General features: G+C 48.8%; 16 protein-coding genes and 2 pseudogenes. 14 read left to right on the forward strand and 4 right to left on the reverse strand.

Features of this window, described 5'->3' with window-relative positions:
- Nucleotides 1–122: 122 nt before the first annotated feature.
- Nucleotides 123–983 (forward strand): annotated as a pseudogene (locus tag ASG81_RS08910) (IS110 family transposase); the annotation flags it as partial.
- Between the two features lie 4 nt (nt 984–987).
- Nucleotides 988–1,764: pseudogene (locus tag ASG81_RS08915) on the forward strand (transposase); the annotation flags it as partial.
- Between the two features lie 1,165 nt (nt 1,765–2,929).
- Here ASG81_RS08915 and ASG81_RS08925 read toward each other — a convergent pair.
- Both ASG81_RS08925 and ASG81_RS08930 read right to left on the reverse strand, forming a co-directional pair.
- Nucleotides 2,930–4,462 (reverse strand): sensor histidine kinase, encoded by a 1,533-nt coding sequence (locus tag ASG81_RS08925; protein WP_056632166.1) that lies wholly within the window; start codon nt 4,460–4,462, stop codon nt 2,930–2,932.
- A complete protein-coding gene (locus ASG81_RS08930; RefSeq protein WP_056632169.1) occupies nt 4,459–5,145 on the reverse strand; it encodes a response regulator transcription factor in 687 nt (228 codons plus the stop codon). The genes ASG81_RS08925 and ASG81_RS08930 overlap by 4 nt, the downstream gene beginning before the upstream one ends.
- A gap of 367 nt (nt 5,146–5,512) precedes the next feature.
- Here ASG81_RS08930 and ASG81_RS08935 point away from each other — a divergent pair, with 367 nt between their 5' ends.
- From ASG81_RS08935 to ASG81_RS08965, 7 genes are all read left to right on the forward strand, one after another.
- A complete protein-coding gene (locus ASG81_RS08935) occupies nt 5,513–6,703 on the forward strand; it encodes a glycoside hydrolase family 88 protein (protein ID WP_056632170.1) in 1,191 nt (396 codons plus the stop codon).
- A 30-nt stretch (nt 6,704–6,733) separates the two neighbouring features.
- Complete coding sequence (locus ASG81_RS08940; RefSeq protein WP_056632173.1) at nt 6,734–8,308, forward strand: glycoside hydrolase family 43 protein; 1,575 nt, start codon at nt 6,734–6,736, stop codon at nt 8,306–8,308.
- 310 nt (nt 8,309–8,618) lie between these two features.
- A complete protein-coding gene (locus ASG81_RS08945; protein WP_056632176.1) occupies nt 8,619–10,376 on the forward strand; it encodes a cache domain-containing sensor histidine kinase in 1,758 nt (585 codons plus the stop codon).
- Between the two features lies 1 nt (nt 10,377).
- On the forward strand, nt 10,378–11,973 hold the full coding sequence (locus ASG81_RS08950; protein WP_056632179.1) for a response regulator: 1,596 nt from the start codon (nt 10,378–10,380) through the stop codon (nt 11,971–11,973).
- A 209-nt stretch (nt 11,974–12,182) separates the two neighbouring features.
- A complete protein-coding gene (locus tag ASG81_RS08955; protein WP_056632181.1) occupies nt 12,183–13,532 on the forward strand; it encodes an ABC transporter substrate-binding protein in 1,350 nt (449 codons plus the stop codon).
- A gap of 82 nt (nt 13,533–13,614) precedes the next feature.
- A complete protein-coding gene (locus ASG81_RS08960) occupies nt 13,615–14,520 on the forward strand; it encodes a carbohydrate ABC transporter permease (protein ID WP_056632184.1) in 906 nt (301 codons plus the stop codon).
- Between the two features lies 1 nt (nt 14,521).
- Entirely contained in the window at nt 14,522–15,352 is an 831-nt protein-coding gene (locus ASG81_RS08965) for a carbohydrate ABC transporter permease (RefSeq protein WP_056632187.1), read from the forward strand.
- Between the two features lie 171 nt (nt 15,353–15,523).
- Here the strand turns inward: ASG81_RS08965 and ASG81_RS08970 are convergent, their stop codons facing one another.
- Nucleotides 15,524–16,960, reverse strand: coding sequence for a glycosyl hydrolase family 28 protein (locus ASG81_RS08970; RefSeq protein WP_056632189.1), 1,437 nt, complete (start codon nt 16,958–16,960; stop codon nt 15,524–15,526).
- A 241-nt stretch (nt 16,961–17,201) separates the two neighbouring features.
- On the reverse strand, nt 17,202–18,035 hold the full coding sequence (locus ASG81_RS08975) for a helix-turn-helix domain-containing protein (protein WP_056632193.1): 834 nt from the start codon (nt 18,033–18,035) through the stop codon (nt 17,202–17,204).
- Between the two features lie 101 nt (nt 18,036–18,136).
- Here ASG81_RS08975 and ASG81_RS08980 point away from each other — a divergent pair, with 101 nt between their 5' ends.
- From ASG81_RS08980 to ASG81_RS09000, 5 genes are all read left to right on the forward strand, one after another.
- On the forward strand, nt 18,137–20,458 hold the full coding sequence (locus tag ASG81_RS08980) for a glycoside hydrolase family 95 protein (RefSeq protein WP_056632198.1): 2,322 nt from the start codon (nt 18,137–18,139) through the stop codon (nt 20,456–20,458).
- Between the two features lie 203 nt (nt 20,459–20,661).
- Nucleotides 20,662–21,942, forward strand: coding sequence for a DUF445 domain-containing protein (locus ASG81_RS08985; RefSeq protein WP_155971367.1), 1,281 nt, complete (start codon nt 20,662–20,664; stop codon nt 21,940–21,942).
- On the forward strand, nt 21,942–23,276 hold the full coding sequence (locus ASG81_RS08990; protein ID WP_056632203.1) for a DUF445 domain-containing protein: 1,335 nt from the start codon (nt 21,942–21,944) through the stop codon (nt 23,274–23,276). The genes ASG81_RS08985 and ASG81_RS08990 overlap by 1 nt, the downstream gene beginning before the upstream one ends.
- A 235-nt stretch (nt 23,277–23,511) precedes the next feature.
- Nucleotides 23,512–25,293, forward strand: a complete 1,782-nt coding sequence (locus ASG81_RS08995; protein ID WP_056632206.1) for a glycerophosphodiester phosphodiesterase — start codon at nt 23,512–23,514, stop codon at nt 25,291–25,293.
- Nucleotides 25,294–25,323: 30 nt separating this feature from the next.
- Nucleotides 25,324–26,052, forward strand: coding sequence for a uracil-DNA glycosylase family protein (locus tag ASG81_RS09000; protein WP_056632209.1), 729 nt, complete (start codon nt 25,324–25,326; stop codon nt 26,050–26,052).
- Nucleotides 26,053–26,069: the final 17 nt, after the last annotated feature.

Here is a 26,069-nt window from a genome sequence, read left to right on the forward strand (position 1 = left end):
ACGATAGCATTCCTGTAGAGCGTTAAATTTCCGCTTTGCAAAAAAACGAGCGCCTCGGTACGATGGAAGTACGAAACGGGTCATAGCCCTTTAAATCCCATCATCCAGGAGGACGCTCTACTATGAAGTTTAAATCGCAAGCGAAACAAAATCAACTCATTGAAAAAATTACCGCTCAACATCTAGTCGTCGGAATCGACATTGCGCAGCAAACGCATGTCGCTCGTGCTGTTAATTTCCGAGGAATTGTGGTCGGTAATCCTCTATCTTTCTCAAACGATGAAGAGGGTTTTCACAGCCTTCTTCGGTGGATCCAATCGCTGCAAACCGCTCACGCTTTAACGGCAGCCATTGTTGGCATGGAGCCGACCGGTCACTACTGGCTTAACCTATCCAAGTGGCTCTCAAATCGTCAGTTTGAAGTTGTTCTAGTTAATCCACATCTCGTAAAAAAGAACAAGGAAAACCGCGACAATACGCCATCCAAGAGTGACAAAAAGGATGCTCTCGTTATCGCAGACATGGTTAAAAATGGCTACTACTCTTTCACTCGAAACACGCCAGAAGCATTTGAAGAACTACGTGTCTTTCTCTCAAACCGCGACTCTGTCGTAACGAGACTCGTTAGTGCGAAGAACCAAATTCACCGCTGGGTCGACGTTGTTTTTCCTGAGCTACGACAAGTTTTCAAAAACATCATGTGTATCGGTTCATTGGCCACACTTCGTCTTTTCCCAACGCCCGAAGAATTGTGTAAATTACAGCCTCAAGATATCTTACGAGGCTGGAAATCGCTTATGAAACGGCATTCTGGTGATCGAAAAGCTCGAGCTCTTATCTCATTGGCTTGCARATCTGTGGGTTCTAAGCAAGCCACACATGCYTATAAGCTCCACCTGAAGCAGCTGCTCGATGAGTACGATCTTGCTTGCCTGCAACTGCAAACGGTAGAAACGGAGATTATCGCCGTTTTGGAACGCATTCACGAGACTCGTTAGTGCGAAGAACCAAATTCATCGCTGGGTCGATATTGTTTTTCCTGAGCTACGACAAGTYTTCAAAAACATCATGTGTATCGGTTCATTGGCCACACTTCGTCTTTTCCCAACGCCCGAAGAATTGTGTAAATTACAGCCTCAAGATATCTTACGAGGCTGGAAATCGCTTATGAAACGGCATTCTGGTGATCGAAAAGCTCGAGCTCTTATCTCATTGGCTTGCAAATCTGTGGGTTCTAAGCAAGCCACACATGCTTATAAGCTCCACCTGAAGCAGCTGCTCGATGAGTACGATCTTGCTTGCCTGCAACTGCAAACGGTAGAAACGGAGATTATCGCCGTTTTGGAACGCATTCCATTTGCGGGGTCCATGCTTGCTGTCAAAGGGATTAGTGCCATTTCACTAGCCGGTATTCTAGGTGAGGCGGGGGATTTAAGCGGCTTTGTGCACGGTAATGCCTTGCTGCGTCATGCTGGCCTCAACCTTGCAGAAGCAAGCTCAGGTAAATGGACCGGACAGATGAAGATTAGCAAACGGGGACGTTCTCGTCTCCGACGTTTCATCTTCATGATGACMATGAGTTTAGTCGCAAACAATCCGGAGTTCAAAGCCATGCATACCTACAATGTACAGGTGAAGAAGATGAAGAAAATGAGGTCCATTATGAAACTATGTGGCAAATTAGCTAGAATCTTAGTTGGAATGGCTCGCAGCGGCGAAGCTTACAACCCACCTAAAACGATGCCTACTCAGCTAGCAGCTTAACCTATACTTACCGTTTCGTTGTACGAGTTTTGGCTTATTCGCAGGATTTCAAAGAAAGCACGGAGTACCGGATACATTGAACCAAAGGGCACCGACCCGTAACGATAGCAAGACCGGCCTCCACCCCTTGGACAGGCGTAACGAAGGAATGAAAGGGCGTAGACCCGTTGAGACATGGGAGTGAGAACCTCCAGGGGCGGCGTGGAGAAAGCGTGCAGTAAATGGAATTATATGGGGCAGTATATATTCCCCTCTATTNTTTTGGCTTATTCGCAGGATTTCAAAGAAAGCACGGAGTACCGGATGTGTTCAACCAAAGGGCACTGACCCGTAACGATAGCAAGACCGGCCTCCACCCCTTGGACAGGCGTAACGAAGGAATGAAAGGGCGTAGACCCGTTGAGACATGGGAGTGAGAACCTCCAGGGGCGGCGTGGAGAAAGCGTGCAGTAAATGGAATTATATGGGGCAGTATATATTCCCCTCTATTCCCGTACGCCCTCATGTTGCCGAAGTCTAACACGGAGTCCCCCTTCTTATCTTTCACCTTTTACCAACCGGGCGAAATCCTGCGAATAAGCGAGCATTCGTGAGAAAATCATATCTTACCGAGGGAGTTCAANGGAGTCCCCCTTCTTATCTTTCACCTTTTACCAACCGGGCGAAATCCTGCGAATAAGCGAGCATTCGTGAGAAAATCATATCTTACCGAGGGAGTTCAACTTTGGTACAAGCTTCTTATAAAGTTGGCTGTATCATGTTCACATAAAATAATAATACGGATATTTTTTGGTGGAACAAATGAAATGGAAAACGGTTTTGACCGGAATAGATGGTGAGAACCTCCAAGGGCATCGTAGAGAATGTGTGCGCAAAATGGAATTTTATGGATAATTATATAATTGCTCTATAATAAGATCCGTCCCTCGGGATAGCTGATTGAAGCGATTTTTTTGTAAATAGAGAAAAATGGTTTCGCTATTTCGAGAAAACGAGCCCGAAGGATGGGAATAGAGAAAATTTGTTTCTCTATTATGAGACCCGTCCCTCGGGATAGCCTGGATGCAGCCATTTTTTCGAAAATTGAGAAAAATGGTTTCTCTATTCGTTAGGTTCGCTTGCAAGTGAAAGGGATTGTCAGTCATTTCTCACCGGAATGGATTGCCTACCGTGGCAGGTTAACCGGCAGTAATATCCGGAACGTCGTGCCTTCTCCGGGCTGGCTGTCGACCTCGATCGTTCCCATATGCGCATCCACGATTGATTTCGTGATGGCAAGACCTAGTCCGGCACCGCCGGTTTTGCGCGTTCTGGACGATTCGCTGCGGTAAAAGCGTTCGAACAAATGAGGCAGATGCGCGGCCTGAATGCCGGCGCCATTATCGGCAACGGTTAATTCGGCTTGGTCAGCCTTCCGGGCAAGCGAAATTGTGATCACGCCCGATTCTGAATCGGTATGCTGCACAGCGTTAAGAAACAAATTTAATAAAACCTGCTTAAGCTTGTCGGCATGGAATCGTCCGCTTACGTTAGGGACAAGCGCAAGCTCTACCTTTCGGCTGCCGGCAAGCAGCTGCAATTGCGGCTCCATCTCCAGCAGCAGCTCATCAAGCCGGATATCGGCCAGCTGCAGCTGCGGGTCTTGATCCAGCTTTGCCAGTGCGAGCAAATCCTCGACAAGCTTGTTAATGCGCTTTGATTCAAGCTGCATGCTGTTCAACGCGCGATGGAGCTGCTCGGGATTTGCCGCCGCCCCGCGCAGCAGCACCTCCAGAAAACCGTGAATGGACGTGAGCGGCGTTCGAAGCTCATGCGAGGCATCGGCAACGAACCGGCGCATTTTTTCTGTCGTTTTCCGCTCGGTCTCAAAGGAGGCATCCAATCGCTCAAGCATTCCGTTAAAAGCGTTCGACAATCGATCGATCTCCTCTTGTCCCTGGCTGGCAGGAATTCGCTTCGTTAAGCTGCCCGCATCGGTTTGTTGAGCGGCCAATACGACTCGGGATAACGGTTTTAGCGTCCGGCGGAGCAGAGGCAAATAGAGCGCGAGCCCTGCAGCGAGCGCCAAAACAGACAAACCGGCAAATATAGCCAGCTGGGTCATGAGCAGCTGCTTAAGTGAATCCGTTTCCGTGCTCACTTGAATGATGCCCTCGGGATTGTTTGGCGGACCTGCGAGCCGGTAGACGACGAGCTGCTCCGTTCCTTGCGCATTGTTTACTATTTTGTAGCCGACTTGCTTATGCTGCTGAAGCTGATATCTAATTTGCTCATATTGTTCCGCCGATAAGAGCGGAGCATTGGCCCCGGTATCCTTCGATACGTCGGTTACGGTACCGTTCAGATCGATAAATACGATGGATAAACCTGGTTGATAGAACAAGGGTGAATCCCGGCGATTTCTTTGCGGTCGATCAGCCGGAGCGGTATAGCCATTCTGATATACGGAATCAGGATGATTATTGCCCATATCGGGATTCGTTCGATCTGTAAACCAATCCATTGGCATGGACATCATTTGCGTGTTCAAGGACTCGGCTTTATTTTTGAAAACAAAATCTTTCATTATCACGTATTGCAGAACGCCGATGAGCAGGAACAAGGCGGCTAAAATAAGCAAGGAGCGGTTCAATAGCTGGTAACGGAGCGAACGGGGGGCAAAGAGCCTAGTGATTGCGGCTAGCCTTGGCCTCATCATGGAAAATCCATCCGATAGCCTGCGCCCCGGAGCGTACGAATTAACCGATGCTCCTTATCGTTCAATTTATCCCGGAGGGAGCGGATGTACACTTCAACAATATTTTCTTCACCGCCGAATTGATAGCCCCACACCTTGTCCAAAATAAGCGATTTGCTAAGCACGACGCCATTGTTCATAATGATGAACCGGAGCAGCTCGTATTCGGTAGGCGACAGCTCGAGCACCTGCTCCAAGTAAATCAGCTCCTTGCGCCGGTCATCGAGGCGAAACGGCCCATAGACGACTTCACCAAGCAAATTGGGAAACTGATTGCGAAGCCTTGCCCCAATGCGCGCGAGCAGCTCGCTAAAGCTAAACGGCTTAACCAGATAATCGTCTGCGCCAAGCGTTAACCCTTTCACGCGATCCTCGATCTCATCCTTGGCCGTCAGCATGATAACGGCAATATTGTCTCCCGTTGCCCTGAGCGCCTGGCACACCTCAAACCCGTTCATGCCCGGCATCATAACGTCCAATATAACGACATGAGGCGAAAAGACGGACGCTTCCTGCAGAGCGGCCTCCCCGTCATAAGCGACCCGAATGTCAAATCCTTCATTTATAAGTCCCAGCTCCAAAAACTGGACGATGTTCGGTTCGTCATCAACGAGCAATATTTTAATCCCCTTAAAGGATGTCATGTCAAAATCCCCTTTCGCTGTATACCACTCTATTATCGGCCTTTTTCAGAAAAGATGCACCTGTTTGCGCGATGATTCAGCAAACTTTCAGCGGCCCGGTCTAGAGAAATATATTAAATTTATGCACTTCATTCTAAAGAAACCTGCATACGATTTTTTTTTGATCATGATACGATAGTTAATATTTAAAGAATCGTTAGATTTTAAATACGATATTCGAAAAATTTGTAATCAATCGTTAATATCTGCACTTTTGCTTAGAGAATAGATGCTTCATTATTAATGTAGCTTTCAAGCTGTCTGGAAAATGTGAGATATAGGCGTGCATAGGAAGAAAAATAGTAAAACGTAAAAAGGAGAGTCAGCCATGTCAAACGTTCATTTTGAGCCTATAAATAACCTGGAGCTTTTTAATAAACCGCCGCAATGGGAGCAATCTGACGTAGAGAAAGCGATTCAATTCGTTCTCAGTCAAATCGACCGCAATTTGAACACCTTTACCGAGCAGTTTCCCGATGCGGCAAGCACCGGAAATGTCTATCCGGCTATTGGCAACATCGAATGGACCTCGGGCTTTTGGACAGGAATGCTGTGGCTTGCCTACGAGGTAACAGGTGACGAAAAGTACCGCCAAACAGCGGAAATACAGCTAAGCAGCTATCGGGAGCGTGCCGAGCAGAGGCTGTACACAGATACGCATGATCTCGGATTTCTGTATTCGCTATCCTGCGTGGCCGCTTATAAATTAACGGGCAATGAAGAGGCGAAGCGGATTGCCCTGCTTGCTGCCGACTTGCTCATGGAGCGTTATTTTGACAAAGCAGGCATCGTGCAGGCATGGGGAGCGCTTGATGATCCTGAGCAGCAGGGGCGTATGATCATTGATTGCAATTTGAATTTGCCTCTCCTTTATTGGGCTTCCGAGATTACGGGCAACCCGGCATATGCGGAGGCCGCAGCCAGGCATATCGGGCAGGCGGCACGTTATATCGTGCGCGAGGATGCCTCGACCTACCACACCTTCTATATGGATGTGAACAGCGGCGGTCCGAAATTCGGACGTACGCATCAGGGCTATGCCGACGATTCCTGCTGGGCGCGCGGTCAGGCTTGGGGAATTTACGGCTTTCCGCTCAGCTATATTTATACGGGGGATGAATCTCTGCTTGACCTGACGAAAAAACTTTCCAATTATTACTTAAACCGTCTGCCGGATGATCTTGTAGCTTATTGGGATCTGATATTCCAAGAAGGGACGGAGCAAGAGCGCGACACCTCTACCGGAGCGGTAGCGGCTTGCGGCCTTCTTGAGCTTGCGAAGCATTTGCCTATGCTTGATCCTTCCAAGCGAATTTACGAAAATGCGGCGCTCCATACTTTAAAAGCTTTAAGCGAAAATTATACGGCGGCTTCCGCCCCGGAATCAAACGGCATTCTTTTGCACGGTGTATACAACAAACCGCGGGGAATGGGTATCGACGAGTGCAATATTTGGGGCGATTATTATTACTTTGAGGCGCTGGTAAGGATATCGAAGGACTGGCAGCTATATTGGTAATCGTTCAAAACACAAAGGAGGCAACACAGCTTGTTTATAAACAATCCGATTTTACCCGGCTTTAATCCCGATGCATCCTTCCTGCGCGTCGGCGAGGATTATTATATTGCGACGTCAACCTTCGAATGGTTTCCAGGCGTTCAGCTCTATCACTCGAAGGATTTGGCGAATTGGGAGCTGCTTCCGCATGCATTGACGCGCACGTCGCAAGTGGATTTGAGAGGCAATCCGAGCTCGGGAGGCATTTGGGCGCCCGCGCTCTCTTACGATAACGGGCTCTTCTATTTATTATTTACGGATGTAAAGGCACGGAAAGGCGTCTACAAGGATTTGCACAATTATTTGGTAACGGCGGAGAATATCAACGGGCCTTGGTCCGAGCCCGTTTACTTGAATGGCAGCGGTTTTGATCCTTATTTATTTCACGATACGGATGGAACGAAGTGGCTGCTTAATATGCAGTGGGATTTCCGGGACAACCATTCCAGGTTCGGCGGCATTGTTTTGCAGCAATATGATCCGGGGGAGCAGCGCCTTGTCGGTTCGGTTAAAACCATCTATAAAGGCACGGACATCGGCGTAACCGAAGGACCTCAGATATTTAAGCGCGGCGGCTATTATTATTTGCTGGTGGCAGAGGGTGGAACAGGCGTCAATCATGCGGCTACGTTAGCCCGCTCGCGTCATTTGGAAGGGCCGTATGAAACGGATCCGGACTATCCGATCATGACGACGCGCGGCGCTCCGGAATATCCGCTGCAAAATGCGGGTCATGGCATGGTAGTAGAAACACAAACAGGCGAATGGTATATGACGCATATTTGCAGCCGGCCTTTCGCGGGAACGAAGCTTAATCCGCTCGGCAGAGAAACGTCGATTCAGCGCTGTGTGTGGACGGAGGACGGATGGCTCAGACTGGCGCATGAAGGCAGGTTACCGGCCCTTGCGGCGCCTGCGCCGGACCTTGCGCCGCATCCATTCCCTGAACAGCCGGCGAAGGATGATTTTGATGCTCCGGCCCTAGGGCTTCAATATCAAACGCTTCGCGTTCCAGCAGAGGAGTCATGGCTTAGCCTTAGCGAACGTCCGGGCTATCTGCGCCTTCGCGGCCGGGAATCGCTGAATTCGTGGCATCGTCAAAGCATGGTTGCGCGTCGACTGGAGCATTTTAACTGTACGGTGGAGACGCGTATGGATTATGAGCCGGACCATTTTATGCAAATGGCCGGGCTTGTCTTCTACTACGATGAGCAGGATTATTATTATTTAAGAGTCACCCGGGACGGAGAGAATGGACGGAAGCTGGGTGTCGTGTGCTCGAAGAGCGGGAAGTATCAGGAGGACAGAGCCGGCGAGCTTGACGTTGAAGGCTGGCCGACCTATTATTTGCGGGCAATCGTCAAGGAGCAATCGCTTCAGTTCTATGTTTCCCCTGACGGCGGGCAGTGGCAAGCAGTTGGCGGTGAGCTGGATATGGGCGTGCTGTCAGATGAATACGGCGGCAAGCTTGGCTTCACCGGCGCGATGATCGGCTTATGCGCGCAGGACATAAACGGTACGAAGAAGCATGCGGATTTTGATTATTTGTCTTATTCGATTGGTTAACCTAAGACGCGATCATATCTTTTTTAAAAAACGGTGTCTCAATGCCTGGCTGTGATATGGAGCCTGGTGTTTGGGCGCCGTTTTTATGCTGCTTATTAAGGCATGTATGAAGGGGAGCTGTGCGTTTAAGTCGGTTTGGTCGAACTAATGTAGATTTTCCTGCCCTGGATAGATGGACTCGGAGAAAACCACTATAATGAACATTGGAGCAGCAGATCGGTAAGAAGTTATAAAAACTGATATTATTGCTTAAAAAAATGAGATTGGGATGGAAATGGCTATGTTAAAGTTAGAGAAAGGGGGCAGGCTTATGTTAAACGGATGGAAGCAAAAATGGCGCAGCATGTTCGTCAAATTTTCGGCAGCGTTCATTCTTGTAGGACTTATTCCACTGCTTGCACTCAGCTTCTTTTCGGTGCGAACATTTACGGGCCATGTCGAGCGGTATACATCTAACAATTTGCAGCAAATGATTTTGTACATGAGCTATAATTTGAATTCGGTGTTCAAGGAATATGATGAAATATCAAAGCTCATGTATACGGGACGGTATGATGCCATTTTTGAAAGCTCTAAAAATAATCAAACCCGCAATGTAAATGAGCTGGAGCAAATTAATTCGGTACCGATCAATGGTTTTTTGAAAACGATCCTTTACAGCGATTCCTTTATTAGAAGCACTTATTTTGTGAGGGCGATGGACGGTAAGCTCTATTATCAGGCGAAGGAGAATCTCGCTTTTAAGCCCGAGGAGCTTCCGGTCGGGAAATGGCTGGAGCCGCTCCGCAAGGAGCCGAACCGTGTCGTTTCCTTTCCGATGCATCCCGAAAACTATTATTACGGTTCAGATAAATCGGTCATAACGATTGGCCGGAATTTAATTGATGTTTCCGGTACGCTGACAAGCAAGCCTAAGGTGATCGGAACGCTCTTTTTTGACGTCGACGTGGCTGTATTCGATCAGTTCTTTAAGGAGCTGAGACTAGGAGAAAACGATGAGTTCTATGTGCTGGACGAGGCGGATAATATTTATTTCAGCAATTTAAATATGGTAGGCGCGAAGCAAGACGTCTTGACGGATTCCGACGAGGAGACGCTTGTGCTGAATGATCCGGTATCTTTCTTGAATGGCCGGGTCGTAGCTTTATTCAAGAAAAAAAATCTTTACGAGCAGCTCGATACGACCAGATTTGCCGTTTATTGGGCGATTGCCATCTCAGCAATTGTGCTAATCGTGATGGGCGGCTGGTTTTCGCGCAAATTGGCGGAGCCGATCAGCCGCCTCATTAAACAAATGATCAAGGTGGAATCGGGAAATCTCGACGCAAAGGTTGAAATTAAAGGGAATGACGAGATGGGACGGCTCGGCCATGGCTTTAACCGGATGGTAGAGCATTTGCAAATTTTCATTAATGAAGCTTATGTGGCGGAAATTAAACAGAAGCAGGCTGAACTAAACGCCTTAAAAAGCCAAATCCGGCCTCATTATTTGTATAATACGCTTGAAGTGATCCGAATGAATGCCGTGCATAATGATGCGGATGAAGTAGGAGACATGATTCTGTCTTTGTCCAATCAGCTCAAATATGTCATTGATTATGGGGAGGACTGGGTTCCCCTCCAAAGTGAAATTGATCATCTCAGAGACTATTTCTATATTATTCAGGTGCGTTACGAGAACCGGTTCGAGCTCCGGGTCGACATTTCAGAAGAGGTGCAGCTGAATTGGTCGATTCTGAAGCTCTCTCTGCAGCCCATTGTGGAAAATGCGATACAGCACGGCGTTCGTCAAAAGGGAAAAGGTACGGTCGGCATTACGGTAGAGGTAGCGGAAGAGAAGCTGGCCGTAACGATATATGATGATGGCGTGGGAATGGAGAAAGAGGAGCTGCAGCGTCTGGAGGAAATGCTTGCAGATCCGGTCGCGCCGTCTAAACATGTCGGCATTAAAAATGTTCACGAACGGATTAAATCCGTCTGCGGCAAGGAATATGGATTAACGGTCAATAGCCGGAAGCATGTCGGGACTTCTGTCCATATGATTTTGCCGATAAAGGAGGGCATGTAGCTTGATAAGAATTGTACTAGCCGATGATGAGCCGCTCATTATTAAAGGTCTTCGCAAGCTGATCGATTGGGAAGCGTTCGGCACTCAAATTGTTGGACAAGCTTATGACGGCAATGAATTAATGGAGCTGATTGAGGAGCATAGGCCCGAAATTGTTTTTAGCGACATTAGTATGCCCCACCGGACGGGTATTGATATACTCAAGGAACTTAAAAGCAAAGAAATAGCTACAAAGATCATCTTTATTACCGCGTATCAGGAGTTCTCCTACGCAAGAGATGCCGTCGCCTACGGTGCCGTTGATTATTTAGTGAAGCCTGTCGTTAAGCAGCAGCTTGAGAATGTACTCGCTAAAGCCATCTCGCTCATAACGGAGCAGCATGAACAGACCATTCGCAAGAGCAAGCTTCAGCATCTCGAGCGAAAAAGCAAAAGCGATGAGCTGCAGGAGTGGCTGCTCGGTCTCATAGACGGTACGCTCCCCGCCAATCCGGACGCTTGCAGGCAGCTTGAAGAAGAGCTGCGTGGACCGCTGCTGTCTGCTGTCATCGTCGAAACCGACCATATAACTGAGAGCCCGGACCGCTGGAAAGAGAAGGAGCGGCGGTTAATTGCGTTCGCTATCGGCAACATTTTACAAGAGCTTGTCGTTGCTTCTGGAAATGGGCAGGTCATGCATAAAAATGGGAAATATATCATCGTTATGAATCATGAAGAGGTTCATACTTCTGTGAACATCGCTCAGGATATCCGGGATAAAATCAACGCTTTTTTAAAGCTGAGCGTTTCAATAGGAATAGGCCAGCCGGTGAAGCTCATTACGGAGCTGGAGTATTCGGGCAAGCAAGCAGAGCAGGCGCTTCAGTTGAAATATTTTAACGGGTTGAACCGCATTCATCTCTTTAAGCCTCTGGAATCCAAGCCGCCATTCGATAAGGAACTGTATGCCCTGCAAATGGCGGTTGTCAGCGGGCTGACGGTCAATCAATGGCCGGAAGCGGAAACAGCGATGAATAAGCTGCTCGAAACGATAAGGACAGCGGCATACGGAAACCGCACATTAGCGGTCTCAACCTGTTTCTCTTCCATATTGTTTATCATACAGGAGCTAACGAAATCGGGTATGACCCTGGCGGCGGAGAGCGTGGATTTGCATGATTTGCAAAATAGGCTGGGCGCGTATGAAACCTTTGAGGAGATGAAAGAAGAGACCGTGCGTGCCATCGAGCAAATCTTTTCCATGCAGGAAGTAGATAGCGGCAACAAGGACAAGGTGCTAATGGCAAAAGTTAAGCAGTATATCGATGAGCATTATGCGGAAGAGTTAACGCTTGAGTCGGTCGCGGGGCTTGCTTTCATCAATCCGTATTACTTCAGCAGCTTCTTTAAAAAGCATACCAAACAAAATTTTAAGCAGTACGTGACGGAAGTCAGAATGAAGCATGCCGTTCGGCTGCTCATCCATACCGATCAAATGGTTTATGAAATAGCAGAGAAAGTCGGTTATAATAACGCGCGTCACTTCAGCGATATGTTTAAGAAGCAGTATGGGCAATTGCCGCATGATTTCCGTCAGGAAAGGAAAAAACAAGAATGACCGGGCTGCCGGTCATTTTCATTTTTTATAGGCCAATTTGCCTGTCTCATAGTTCTTAAAATACCCGCATATGCGGCTTAAAAAAGTTCATTCTATCCATATCTTATCGGTGTTAATCTAAGTACAGGGAAAGCGGTTACGATCAATGCTGCGCACATCGTATCTTTCATCCCAATCTTTGAAACATATAAGGGGAGGCATTTAGACACATGATGAAAAAATCATTCACACAGCTATTCGTCCTCGTGATGGCATTCGTTCTTGTATTGACAGCATGCGGAGCCAACAACAACGGCGGCAATTCAGGCAGCAAAAATGAAGGAACGACACCGGAAAGCTCGGCGCCTGCAGCCGAAGAAAAGAAAGAAGTCAGCTTCACGATCGGATATGCGACAGGCGATCCTGCTACCAAAAAAGCAATTACGGATGCTATCAAAGCCTTCACGGATGCAAACTCGAATATTAAAATCGTAGATATTAGCGAAGGTACCACAACCTCTTACCTCGACTGGTTGAAAACGAAGGATGCGGTTGGCGAATTCCCGGATTTAGTGGAAATGCGCGACACGGAGCTGTTCGCAAATGCGGGTAAAATTGCTGAGCTTCCTACAGATTTGGTAGAACTGTTCAAAGAAATGCCGCAAGTGAATGGAAAATTATACAATGCACCGCTAACACTAAACGCACCTCAAGGTATTATTTACAGCAAAAAAGCTTATGCGGACGCCGGCATCACTGAGCTTCCGAAAACATACGACGAGTTTCTCCAAGCGCAGGAAAAATTAGCCGCTACCGGCATTACACCGATAGTAGTAGGCGGTAAAGACATTTTCCACATGGGCTTTTGGCTTAACAAATTTTTGATTGACCAGGTATATTCGAAGGATGGGGACTGGAACTCTAAGCGTACGGCTAAATCCGTCAGCTTCACAGATGCAGCCCCAGTTCAAGCGATGACAGATTATAAAGAATTGTTCACAAAATATGTAGACAAAGGCTGGCTCAGCACGGCTGATAACCAAACGGCTTCCATTCTTGTATCGGGAAAAGCGGCACAGCTGTTCTCTGGTCCTTGGATGTTCACTCAAATCAAAGAAGCAGATCCAAGCTTTGAATTTGGTTTCTATGCTTTACCGGACAGAGAAGGCAAAATTAATGTAATCGGTTTGCCGTCTCCTGCAGGCTGGACATTGTCCGCTGAAGCAGCGAAGGATGCGGATAAAGCGGCGGCAATGAGCGAGTTCATCCGTTTCTTCTTCAGCAAAGAGCAATATTCCAAATTCCTGCAAGCTGCAAACGGCGTTCCATCTACGAAAGAGGAAGTGACGTACGAATCGACCGAGCAAATGCAGGAAGTGCTTAAACTTATGGCCGATCCTAACGTAACGAAATCGCTCGCAATCAATAACTGGTGGGGAGAGAATCTCATTCCTCCGCAATTCCGCAACTGGTACTACAAATTGATGCAGGAGCTTGTCCTGAGTGGCGGCGACGTTGCAGAATATATGAAAAAAGCGGATGCTGAATATGACACGCAAGTGAAAGCAAACCAACAGTAAATAGAAATCGACGGATATGAGAAGCCTCCGCTCCGGTGGAGGTTTCCTATTCATCAGGATTCAATAGGAGGAGGAGAGCACCATGGCAATGCCGCTTGCAAACAAAAAGAAAAAGAAAAAATGGCAGACCTATGCGGTTTTGTTCATCTTGCCGTCTTTCTTGTTATATTTAGGATTTGTCATTATTCCTACTTTAAGCAGTTTATATCTTAGCTTTACCTCTTGGGACGGAGTAAGCAGCGATGTGCGTTTTATCGGATTCAACAACTTTATTGAAATTTGGAACAGTGAAAGGGTCCATAACGCTTTAAAAAATACGCTGTTAATGGCTGTCGTTCTTGTTATTCTTGAAAATATTGTGGCCATGGCGCTCGCCATGCTTGTCGATCAAGTGAAGTGGTTCCGCAACATTTTTCGAAGCATCTTTTATTTTCCCGTCCTGCTTAGCGGCATTGTAATGGGTTTCGTATGGACCATTATTTTGAACTACAACTTTGGTGTTCTTAATCAGCTGCTAGATCATATCGGTCTAGGATCCATCAAGGCTGATTGGCTCGGTAATCCCGATTTTGCCCTCATTTCGATTATTTTGTCTACGGTGTGGAAATCCGCAGGGTATTACATGATCATTTACTTGGCAGGACTCCAAAGCATTCCGCAGGATTTGTCGGAAGCGGCGGGCATCGACGGAGCAAACCGCTGGCAGCAGTTCCGCCACATTACGTTTCCGCTGCTTGCAGGCGCGATGACCGTATGTATCGTGTTGTCCATGATCAGCGCACTCAAAATTTTCGATCAAATTGCCGTAATGACCGATGGAGGCCCAGGATTCGCAACCGAGACATTAACCTATATCATTTACAAAGTAGGCTTTGGAGAATTGCGTCAAGGCTTCGGTACAGCGCTTGCCCAACTTCTATTTGTCCTTATTCTTATCGTAACGGTTATTCAAGTTAAGTTTCTCCGGAAGAGGGAGGTGCAGCTGTAACATGCAACAACGCAGACGATTGAACGATATGATTATTCTCGTATGTACGCTGCTGCTCGCTGTCTTGTTTTTCTTTCCGATCTTCTTCAATATCATGTCAGCCTTTAAGAGCAACGGGGAAATTATGAAGGATGCCATTGCGTTCCCAAAGACGGTTTATTTGGAAAGCTTCAAATATCTGTTGACGGAAACCGAGTATCCGAAAGCCATATTAAACAGCCTTATTTTGACGGCGGTATCGATACTTTTCATGATCCTGCTCATCCCGATGGCCGGCTACGCGATCGAACGCCATGATACGAAATGGACAAGATTCGTCTTCGTGTTCTTCTTGGCAGGCATGATGATTCCGTTCCAAGCGTATATGATTCCACTCTTCAGAGAGCTCAAAATACTTGGGTTATACGGTAATCTGGCTGGTCCGGTTATCATTTATATTTCGGGTTCTGTCGGCTTCGGCTGTTTGTTATACACAAGCTTCCTGAAGGGCATACCGAGAGAAATCGAGGAATCGGCGGAAATTGACGGCTGTTCGAAATACGGTATCTTTTGGCGCATCGTATTTCCGCTGCTCGGGCCATGTACGGCAACCCTCGTCGTATTGAACGGACTAGGCATTTGGAACGACTTCCTTATGCCGATGCTGGTGCTGCCGTCCGGCCACACCAAAACGATGATTGTAGAAATCTTCTATTATGTAGGTGAGTTCTCTTCCCGCTGGGATATGATTTTCGCAGGTACGACGATGTCGATCGTGCCGATTCTGATCATCTTTCTGTCGCTGCAAAAATATTTCGTTAAAGGAATCGCGTCGGGTGCGATTAAAGGCTAGTCCGGTAAAAAATAAAGCTGGTGCATCTCTTCATAACCTTGGGTTATGCGGTGATCACCGGCTTTTTTCGATTTCAAGCGTTAAGCCGCTTATATGAAAAAAAACGAACCGGTCGGGATTTCTCCTAACCGGTTCGTTTGTTATTACAGTAATAAGCATGAATGATTTTGATTACTCAAAAGCTACATGCTGAGCGAATTCGTTTATATCCAGGGATGGATGCGAAGCGTCCGTGACTGCTTGCCCGTTGACCGTCAAATTGCGAATGGTGACGCCGACTACCGGCCGTTCCCCGCTAAATCCGTGAATGCGAGACGGGTTAGCGTTTTGGCCATTGTATGAAATATTTTGGAAAACAATATTTTCGATGCGGTTGCCGGGTACGGGGTTATAATCCTTGTTCCAGACGACCCGGATATCGAACAGGCGGCCAAGCTCGAAATGCTCAATGCGGATATTGTCATAGGTGACGTTTCGAACGGTGTTAAGATCGCCTGCGTTGATTGTCATGGCGCCCTGATAATTCGGCTGAGGCTCATGATGCTCAAGAATGTCGATGTTTTCGAAACGGATGCCCTCGATCGTATCTCCGTTATGATGATGATCGCCGTGCGTTCCGATCATGAGGGGATGCGCAACATCGGCCCAGAAGCTCGAATTACGGACCGTTACATTGCGCGAATCGCCATAATAATCCCACCGGCTGCCGTAAATGGCGATGCAATCATCGGAGGTTCGAAGAAAGCTGTCATCGATATCGATATGGGAGCTGGCCATCATGTCAATGCCGTCGCTCCAGCCTTTGCAGCTGAATGATTTAAAGTTGCGGATTCGGATATGGTCCGATTTGCCGATATAGATGCTGTAATGTGGGGGATTCACGGTTGTGATTCCCTCTACTTCGATATTGCTGGAGAAAAGAATGCGAACGCCGCGGAAGGCGGAGAAGCGGTGGAAATCAGCAAGGTAAAGCATGCCTCGCCCGCGAATGGTCACATTCTCCACATGATCGCACACCATAGAGCCCGCTACGGCCGCACCGCCCGCGATATAGACGGTTTTGCCGGACGGTATGCGCAGCAGTGTCTCCTCAATATAATGAACGCCCGGCAGGAAATAGAGGATGTCCGGCTCCGCTCCCGTTTCTTGTAAAGGAGTCGTTAGCGGCCGCAGCAGATGCTCGGTCCGGTGAATGCCGGGCTTTACAACGAGCACGTTGCTGTCCTCCGGATTCGGAGCGTCCTGCTCCAGGGGGTTCGCGAATAAGTGCAAATTAGAAAAGCGCTCGCCGTTGATTTCAATCGAAAGCTTGCGCGGGCGGTCAAGCAGAAAGCGGATCGTACTGCCGTCCTGCTGGTATAAGACGTTATAGGACAGCGGGCGGATAACGGCCGTATCGATGCTGCCTCCGTGATACGTCACTTCAACCTCGACGTTATCGTCCATATCGAAGGAAGCGAGCGATGCTTGCCGGACGTTATGCATGTCCACGTTTACTTCAAACGTTTGGAGCGCGGTCCATTGTCCCTCGGGCTTGCGGATGCGGACGGAAAAGTCGCTGCGAAGCGGGATGCCTGTCAGTTCGGGGTAAGTATGGATAGTCATCATTAGCCTCCAGAAAAAAGGGATAATCGTTTCGTTTGAACGACTATCCCCAATAGTAACTCATTTTGCGCCTTTTTCGGGTGCACGGACCAAAGTTGTTAAAAAAACGCTATAAAATCTTAAAAATATACCATTCATAAAAAATGGCCAAACCGGATTCATTAGTTTTTGGCATGTTAATCTTAGTTTCAACCATCGCGCTGCAAGGAAAGCGCTATTATAATCGGGGTAGCGCTTATGAATATCACGTTAACGTATTGGCTGTGCGATATTCGGTCGGCGTCAGATTCGTTTCTTTGCGGAAAAATTTCGTAAAATGATTCGTTTCCTTGAAGCCGGTTCGATCCGCTATCTCCTTGATGCTCAGCGGTGTTGCGGTCAGCAGCTGCTTGGCGCGATCGGCGCGTTTACGGCTAACGTACTTTAACGGCGGCACTCCGAAATGCTTTTTGAAATAGGAGATAAAGTAGTTCGGGTGAAGATGAACGGCTTCAGCCATCTGGTCAATGCTGATCGCCGTATGCAGACGGCTGTCCACAAAATGTTGAATGATGCTCAGACGGCTCATTTCCTCGGAACGGTGCTGAAGCACGCGAACAGGGGCGCAGCGTAAAAATTCGCTTACGATTTCAAGCAAGAGCGCTTTCTCGCGAAGCCGGGCAACGATCGTGTCCTTTTGGCGCCAGCTAATCATCTCCTGAAACAGACGAGTCATCTGCTCGGGATCGTCTGCACCGATGCAAAGCGGAACGCCGATCCATTGGAAGAGGTCGAACGGGCCTGCCGTAATGTTGAAATGGCACCAGTATTTTAAGTAAGGCCGATCGTTAAGCGAAGAAAAGGATACTGTCGTGTGAGCGGGCGTAAGAAACAGCTGGCCGGGCTGCGGGTAATAGTCGTTATCGCCGATTCGAATCCAGCCCTCACCTTTGCAAATAAAGTAAAGCTTATTGTACTCAGGAATGGAATTCGTTTCGCCCCAGCTGCTGGATACTTGAGTCCGATGCGCAATCAACAGCTCAATTTGTAGCGATTGCAGCAAATCGGATAAGGCGTGTTGTTCGCTACCGTTCATCATGTGGGGGCACCTGCATCCGAAAGATTTTTGTAATATCTCCTTTCATAGTAATAGATTGTCCATTCAAAAAAAAGGCTAACGCCGGAATTGGGGAGTAGAAGATGACTTTGCATGCAGAAAATCGTATTTGGTACAGACAGCCGGCCTCGGTGTGGGAGGAAGCGCTGCCCGTGGGCAACGGAAAGCTTGGCGGAATGGTGTTCGGAGATACGCAGCGCGAGCGGATTGCGCTAAATGAAGACAGCGTCTGGTATGGCGGTCCCCGGGACCGCAATAACCCGGATGCGCTGCCTCATTTGGAGCAAATACGCGGGCTCCTGAAGGAAGGGCGGCTGCGCGAGGCGCATACTTTATCGGCAATGGCACTTTCCGGCGTTCCGGAGACGCAGCGCCATTACATGCCGCTTGGCGATTTGCAGCTCCAATTCCGCTACGGCAACGAGAGCGAGACAAAAGGATATGCAAGGGAGCTTGACTTATTAAGCGGCATCGCGACGGTTACGTACAGCAAAGGCGGAACGGTCTATAGCCGCGAAACGTTTGCAAGCTTCCCGGATGAGGCGCTCGTCACAAGGCTGACAGCCGATAAGCCGGGAAGCATCAGCTTCACAGCCCGTTTGCTGCGCGGAAACAATCGTTACTATGATGAATTGGTGAAGGCCGACGAGTGCACGATTTTGATGCGCGGCGTAAGCGGCGGCTCAGGCGGCTCGGATTTTCGAACGGCATTGCGTGCGGTTGCGGATGGCGGCTCTGTGAAGATTATCGGCGAGCATCTCGTCGTAGAGGGAGCAGACAGCGTGACGCTGCTGCTCACGGCGGCCACGTCGTTTCGCTATACCGATCCGGAGGCTTACGTCTTCAGCACGGGCGCGAAAGCAGCCCAAGCCGGTTATGAGACGTTGAAAACCCGTCATGTCCGCGATTTCGCTGCGCTTTCGGAGCGTGTGAAGCTTTGCTTAACGGCTGCTGACGATGCAGCATTAGCGAATGAGCCGACGGATGAACGGTTGAAGCGTGTTCAAGCGGGCAAGCCGGACAATGGAATGACAGCGTTATATTATCAGTACGGCCGTTATTTGCTCATATCAAGCAGCCGGCCGGGCTCGCTGCCTGCCAATCTGCAGGGCATTTGGAACGAGCAGATGCTCCCGCCTTGGGACAGCAAATATACGATAAATATTAATGCGCAAATGAATTATTGGCCGGCAGAGTCGGGTAACCTGGCTGAATGCCATGAGCCTTTGTTCGAGCTGATTGAACGGATGCGCGAGCCCGGCAGAGTAACCGCGCGGGCGATGTATAATTGCGGGGGCTTTGTTGCCCATCATAATACCGATATTTGGGGGGATACGGCGCCGCAGGACATTTATTTGCCGGCTTCTTATTGGACGATGGGCGCTGCTTGGCTTTGCCTGCATTTGTGGGAGCACTATGAGTACGGGCTGGATCTTGCGTTTCTCGAGCGGGTCTATCCGACCTTGAAGGAGTCTGCGCAATTTTTCATGGATTTCTTGACCGAGACGGAAGAGGGCTTGCTTGTTGCGAATCCTTCCGTGTCACCGGAAAATACGTATTTGCTGCCAAATGGCGAATCGGGCACATTATGCATCGGAGCGACGATGGACAGCCAAATTTTGTATGAATTGTTCACCGCCTGCGCGGAAGCGGCAGAAGCGCTCGGCAAGGATCTGTCGGAGCAGCAGCAGTGGCGGCAATTGCGTGCTCGGCTTCCGGAGCCGGCGATCGGCAGGCACGGTCAAATACAAGAGTGGATGGAAGACTACGAGGAAGCGGAGCCGGGTCACCGCCATATTTCGCATCTGTTTGCTCTTCATCCCGGCAAGCGCTTTACGGTGAGAGGGACTCCGGAGTGGGCGGCCGCTTCCCGGGTGACGCTTGACCGCAGGCTGGAGAGCGGCGGCGGACATACGGGCTGGAGCCGTGCTTGGATCATAAACTTCTGGGCCAGACTCGAGGATGGCGAGAAGGCGTACGAAAATATTCAAGCCCTGCTGAGCCATTCGACGCTTCCGAATTTGTTTGACAATCATCCGCCATTCCAAATTGACGGCAATTTCGGCGGGGCAGCAGGTATCGTGGAAATGCTGCTTCAATGTCATACAGGAAGCATAAATTTACTTCCGGCTCTGCCTGCCGCATGGGCGGACGGCGAGATAACGGGCCTGCGTGCGAGAGGCGGCTTCGAGGTCGATATCCGCTGGTCGCAAGGGAAGCTTGTAGAGGCGCGCATCCGTTCGAATGCTGCTGCTGCCTGCGCAGTTCAGGCAAGCGTTCCGCTTGTCGTAACGGAGAACGGCGTTAAAGTAGATGACGTAGAGAACAGGGACGGACTGGTTTCATGGACTGCCGCAGCCGGAAGCGAGTATGTGGTGGCATCACCCTTCATCGCCGATGTATGAGAAGCTGCTGCCGTATTCCGGCATTCGATATCAATTTATAAGCTAAGTCTACAGTCTCATGAGCCTCCCGGTAAGGGAGGCTCTTCTTATGCGATTTACGGAGTAAGAACGGGAAAATACGCGGAAAGGAAGCTCCATTGTTTCATACCCTTAAGATATGGGATAATTATGAAGGTAACGATCATCAGGAATGGAGCTTATCTATGAACAAATTGAGTATGAAGAAAAAAGCGGATTTAGCGCTGCTCTTCTCAGCTATCGGAATATTCGCTGCTTTTCCCTTTCACCATACGTTCGTTGGAGGACTTTTCTTTTCTCTTTTTAGCGCTGCAACGATAGGAGGGTTGGCTGATTCCTTCGCGGTAAGCGCGTTGTTCGGAAACCCTTTGCGGATCAATTGGCCCGCCTGGATGGGAACCAACATTATTTCACGCAATCGGGAGCGCTTGATTGGCGAGCTGGTTAAGATGGTGCAAAATGAACTGCTGACCATTACGAACATTAAGGAAAGGCTGGACGAATACAATATTGCCGACGTTCTCGTGACCTATTTGAAGCAGCATGGCGGGGAAGAGGGCGTCAACGACATTTTGCAGCAGCTGGCGGATGATGTCATTACAACTATCGATTTGCGGGAGCTCTCCAAAACACTGCAAACCTTCCTGCTCGAGCATGCCGATTCGATCCCGGTTGCGGATATCGCTGCCGATGCCGGTGATTGGACGATCAAAAACGGTTATGACGACCGCATCATCGAATTTATCATTCCGGAGCTTATTAGGATTGTAAAGTCAGCGCCATTTGGCTCCGTCGTAGATCAAATTGTAAATTCCGCGATTCGTTCCTATGAGGGAGATAAATTCAGAAGAAAACTGATTAATTTTACGGCCGGCTTGGAATCGGCGAATATTAGCGGTAGATTGCAGCAGTGGATCGTATCGTTTCTGGAGAAATTCCATTCCGAGGAGCATCCGCAGCGTAAGCAAATCAAAGCGTTTATTGCGCAGTTCGCCGGCAGGCTCCGTACGGACGAGCAGCTGCGTTACCGAATTGAAGCGGGCAAGACAAGCCTCCTGGCGTCATTGAAGGATGAGCTCAAGCTTGACGAATACATCCAGCGCGGACTTGAGGTTATCCGCCAAGCTGCGGCAGCGAATGCGGAAGGACAGCTGGTGCGCTATCCTTGGATCAAAGCGAAGGTGCATGAAGGCATTGCCTATTTGGAGGGAAATGAAGAGCTGCTCACTCGCCTCGATCAATACGTGAAGAATACTCTGCTGAAGTGGATGGAGCAAAAGCATTCATACATCGGCAAGCTCGTAACGGATAAGCTGAACAGCTTCTCCGAGATGGAGCTTACCCAGCTGGTGAGAGAGAAAGCGGGACGTGATTTGCAATACATTCGGATAAACGGAATCGGAGTCGGAGCGCTTATAGGCGTGGTGCTGTATCTAGCGACCTTTTGGATAGGAGGGCAGGCATAATGGCAATGAGAAAAAAAGCAAATCGCAGCCTGATTTTGTTAGCTGTCTTGTTTGTTTGCGCCGCATTCTGCTTGTATGCCTTTCAGGGCCAATGGTGGACGCGCTTGCTGCTCTACACGGCCGAGGCGGGACTTGTTGGCGCGTTGGCTGATTTATTTGCCGTAACGGTGCTATTCCGCCATCCGTTTGGATGGAGATGGATTCCTCATACCGCAATTATTCCGAAAAATCGCGATAAGCTGATCGAAGGCGTCGCGAATATGGTGGAGCAGCAGCTGCTCAGCAAGGATTTATTGAAGGCAAAGGTGAAGCAGATTTCACTTGTGGAGATCGCGATTGCCTGGGTCGACCGAAGGCCTGGCGGCATGCTTGCAGAGCAAGGCTGGAAGCTGGTGTCGGGGCTGCTGGCTAAGCTGGATATACAAGGTTTATCCATTAAGCTGGATGAGCAAGCCCGCAAAAGCTTAGGCAAGGTCAACTTGTCGCCGTACGCCGGCAAAGCGCTGAAATGGGTAATGGATAAGGGCAATTTCCAAAGCTGGCTCGGCCTTGTGGTCGAGTTTGCGGCTGCCCGCGCAGCAGATGAACAGACGAAGCTTGTTATTCGGGAAATGCTGGGGAAGGAAAAGGAGAAGTTCGTAAACCAAGGAAGCGTTTTCTCCAAATGGCTCAAAAAAATGGCAGTGGAAATCGCAGAATCAACCAATTCCCTTAACCTCGACGATGCTGCGGAGGTCCTTTATGATGATTTGCAAAATTTAATCAACGATTTGCGAAATCCTCAGCATGAGCTTCGGGTTTTACTTCAGGATATGCTGTATCAGCTTGCCGATAATTTGCAGCATCGCGAGGACGTTTCCGCCGCCGTTAACGAATGGCGGGATGAGATGGTCGAGAAGATCTCCCTGCTGCCGTCCATTGAAGCTTTATTGGGCAACTTGAGACAGCTGCTGATAAAAGAGCCGGGGATGCAGCTAGCTGTGCAGGAGAAGCATTCCGTCAATCAAGCGGATATTAAACAGCTGATCAATCCGATTATTGCGTCATACTGGGAATGGTTCAAAGCCAATGAGGAAACGAAGGGCTGGCTGGAGCAATATGCCCAGCAATTCGTTCATAAAATGATCGAGACGGAGCATGCGATCATCGGGGTCATCGTGCGCAGGACGCTCGACAGCTTTACGGAGCAGAAGCTGGTGCATTTTATCGAGAGCAAGGTCGAGACCGACCTGCAGCGTATCCGCTTGAATGGAGCGTATATCGGCTCTGCTTTAGGCGCAGCTTTTTATCTCCTCTTATATGGGGTGTATGAGCCGCTCTTGAGCCTGCTATAACGAGAAGCGGCCGTCCCGGCAGGTGTTTGATACCTGTCGGGGCGGCTGTTTTTTATTTCGGATATGCCCGCCGATCCATTTGAAGGACATCTTTCTTCCTTTGGAAGAGAGAGGATGTTTTTTTTGCAGCGCGCCGATTCGACTTGGGGGGAGGGTCATACGTTATAATAACGAAGAGGAGATGCGGGGCACACCCCGCCTCGCTCCTTTATTATGAAGAATAGGATGAATGGCCATGATTCAACTATTTGAAAGAAGTATTCGCGACTTTCGCGACACGTACAAGAAACATCTTTTGTTTGAATATTTATTTTTGCTGCTGACTAGCTCTGTCATCATGCCGATTATTTCGTTTATATTTAACCGGATAATCCGCGTGGTGGGCTCCGGCTCCGTATTGAATGGCGAGGTATATCAGGTTGGTCTTAGCTATACGGGAGCAGCCGGCTTAATCGCGATTGGTTTAGTCGCTGTGCTTGCGCTGTTTATCGAGTTTGGCGTCGTCATAACGATTGCCCAGCAGCATTATTTCGGCAAGGAAGTGCTGATATCAGATGCGGTGCTGACGACGCTGCGGCAAACGCCTAAGCTGTTCGGCTTCGGTATTATTCAGCTGCTGTTCTTCCTGCTGTTTTTCGTCCCTTTTATCGATTCGCCGCTGTCGTCATCTTTATTTGCATTGTTCAATGTACCGATATTTTTCAACAGCCGTATATTGAACTCTTCCTTTATGATGCTGGCTTTGTACGGCATTTTGTTTTTAGCGGGCGTCTATATCATATTGCGGTGGATTTTCGTTTTGCATTTCATTATGATCGAAGGCAAAACGATTCGTAGGGCGATCAGAAGCAGCCTTGTGTTAACGAAGGGCAAGCGCCTCGTCATCTTCATTCATTTATTTATTCTTAACGCCGTTGTGTTCACACTTGGCTTTGTGGTGATTTCTTCTGTCGCTTATTTGCCATCCTGGCTTGACATCAACGTGCTTAAAGCGATGACGGATCATTATTCCTTAACGTTATCCACCGTGCTTACGTATATGTTTACGCTGCTGCTCGTACCGGTCAATATCATTTTTTTGACTAGATTATTTTATCATTTCAGCCTCAGGCAAGGCGTTATGCCGCGCGATCAGCTGCGGGTTTACGAAAGCCGCTTTGCGGGCTCTATTGAGAAGCGTCTTCTGGCGTTCATAAAAGGAAGAACCCGAAAGCGTATGTTGTACGTAACTATACTAGTCTCCTATTTAGCGTTGGCGCTATTCGTCAGCTATGCAGCCAACGATAATTTGGTTTATGTCAAATGGAGCGTGCTGTTATCCGCTCATCGCGGCGATACGCAGAGCGCACCGGAAAACTCGCTTCAGGCTGTCCGCAGCTCCGTTGATCAGGGCGTGGATGCCGTCGAGATCGACGTTCAGCTTACGAGGGACGGCGTTGTCGTGCTGCATCATGATTATAATTTGCGGCGGATGGCGGGGGTAGCGAAACGGGTGAGCGAGCTGACTTATGATGAGGTCGCCCGGCTGAACATCGGCAATCGGGGCGGCGAATTAGATCAAATAGAGCGTATTCCGATGCTTGCCGAGGTGCTTGCCGAGGTGCAGGGGAAGGCGAAGCTTATTATCGATCTTAAGTCTTACGGGCCCGGCGAGGAGCTGGCTAGACAAGTCGTAACGCTAATCGAACAATTCGACATGGTTCAGGACTGCTATATTCAATCATTTGACAGGCAGACGCTGCAGCAAATCAGGCAGCTGAACCCTGACATTAAGATCGGTCAAATTATTTATTTTGCCATAGGGGATCTCTCGCTGCTCGATGTTGATTTCTACACGGTCGAGCAGGTGATGCTGACAGAGCAGCTCGTTGAGAGCGCGCATAAAAAAGGCCGTGAGGTATGGGTGTGGACGGTTAACAGCGAACGCAATTTGAAAGAGGTGCTTAAATTCGAAATCGATGGCATCATTACGGATTACCCCGCACGCGCGCACAATATGGTGGAGCTCAATTTATAGCAGGGAGGGGAAGGGAAGCCGCCGATCAGTATGACACAAATTGAGAAATACAGGTCATTTATTATGACGCTCCCTCCGGGCAGCTTGTCGAAAGAGCAGCTGCTCGTTAAGGAGCTGCTTATTCAAGAAGATAAGGATATGTCCATTTATTACGTGCCTTATGAATACGTGAATAAGCGGGCTAAGGTGATGATCATCGGCATTACGCCCGGCTTTACCCAAATGGAGCTGGCGATCAGAAGCGCGCGTGAAGATCTTTTGCAGGTAGTGCCTTCTGATCTAATCGATCAACGGGCAAAGAAGCTCGCCAGCTTCGCGGGCTCGATGAGAAAAAATTTGATCGAAATGTTAAATCAAATCGGATTGCCTGGCGCCACTGGGATCGATAGCAGCGAGCTGTTGTTTGAAAAGCGCAGTGATTTGCTGCATACGACCTCTGTCATTCGCTACCCCGTGTTTCGGCAAGGCAAAAACTATACGGGTCATAGTCCCGCTATTCTGAAATCGGAAACTCTTTACCGATACGCGGAAAGCATCCTCCTGCCGGAATTGCAGGAGGTGAAGGATGCGCTTGTCATTCCGCTCGGCAAGTCGGTTTCGGACGTTATACAAGCCTTCGTTAATAAAGGATGGTTGGCCGGTGAACGCTGCTTATTCGAAATGCCGCATCCGTCCGGAGCCAACGGCCATCGGAAAAAGCAGTTTGAGCAAAGCGGCTCCGGCATGCAGCAGAAGGTTATCAATTGGTTTAGCCGTTAAGCGAAACGAAAGAGAGG

Source organism: Paenibacillus sp. Soil522, assembly GCF_001428245.1.
Taxonomy (GTDB): Bacteria; Bacillota; Bacilli; order Paenibacillales; family Paenibacillaceae; genus Pristimantibacillus.

Excerpts from the sequence above, each read along its gene's own strand:
- ASG81_RS08945 (WP_056632176.1), top strand. The coding sequence starts at position 8,619 with ATGTTAAACGGATGGAAGCAAAAATGGCGCAGCATGTTCGTCAAATTT.
- ASG81_RS08990 (WP_056632203.1), top strand. The coding sequence starts at position 21,942 with ATGGCAATGAGAAAAAAAGCAAATCGCAGCCTGATTTTGTTAGCTGTC.
- ASG81_RS08960 (WP_056632184.1), top strand. The coding sequence starts at position 13,615 with ATGGCAATGCCGCTTGCAAACAAAAAGAAAAAGAAAAAATGGCAGACC.
- ASG81_RS08930 (WP_056632169.1), bottom strand. The coding sequence starts at position 5,145 with ATGACATCCTTTAAGGGGATTAAAATATTGCTCGTTGATGACGAACCG.
- ASG81_RS09000 (WP_056632209.1), top strand. The coding sequence starts at position 25,324 with ATGACACAAATTGAGAAATACAGGTCATTTATTATGACGCTCCCTCCG.
- ASG81_RS08980 (WP_056632198.1), top strand. The coding sequence starts at position 18,137 with ATGACTTTGCATGCAGAAAATCGTATTTGGTACAGACAGCCGGCCTCG.
- ASG81_RS08955 (WP_056632181.1), top strand. The coding sequence starts at position 12,183 with ATGATGAAAAAATCATTCACACAGCTATTCGTCCTCGTGATGGCATTC.
- ASG81_RS08965 (WP_056632187.1), top strand. The coding sequence starts at position 14,522 with ATGCAACAACGCAGACGATTGAACGATATGATTATTCTCGTATGTACG.
- ASG81_RS08995 (WP_056632206.1), top strand. The coding sequence starts at position 23,512 with ATGATTCAACTATTTGAAAGAAGTATTCGCGACTTTCGCGACACGTAC.
- ASG81_RS08970 (WP_056632189.1), bottom strand. The coding sequence starts at position 16,960 with ATGATGACTATCCATACTTACCCCGAACTGACAGGCATCCCGCTTCGC.
- ASG81_RS08985 (WP_155971367.1), top strand. The coding sequence starts at position 20,662 with ATGAACAAATTGAGTATGAAGAAAAAAGCGGATTTAGCGCTGCTCTTC.
- ASG81_RS08925 (WP_056632166.1), bottom strand. The coding sequence starts at position 4,462 with ATGATGAGGCCAAGGCTAGCCGCAATCACTAGGCTCTTTGCCCCCCGT.
- ASG81_RS08975 (WP_056632193.1), bottom strand. The coding sequence starts at position 18,035 with ATGATGAACGGTAGCGAACAACACGCCTTATCCGATTTGCTGCAATCG.
- ASG81_RS08935 (WP_056632170.1), top strand. The coding sequence starts at position 5,513 with ATGTCAAACGTTCATTTTGAGCCTATAAATAACCTGGAGCTTTTTAAT.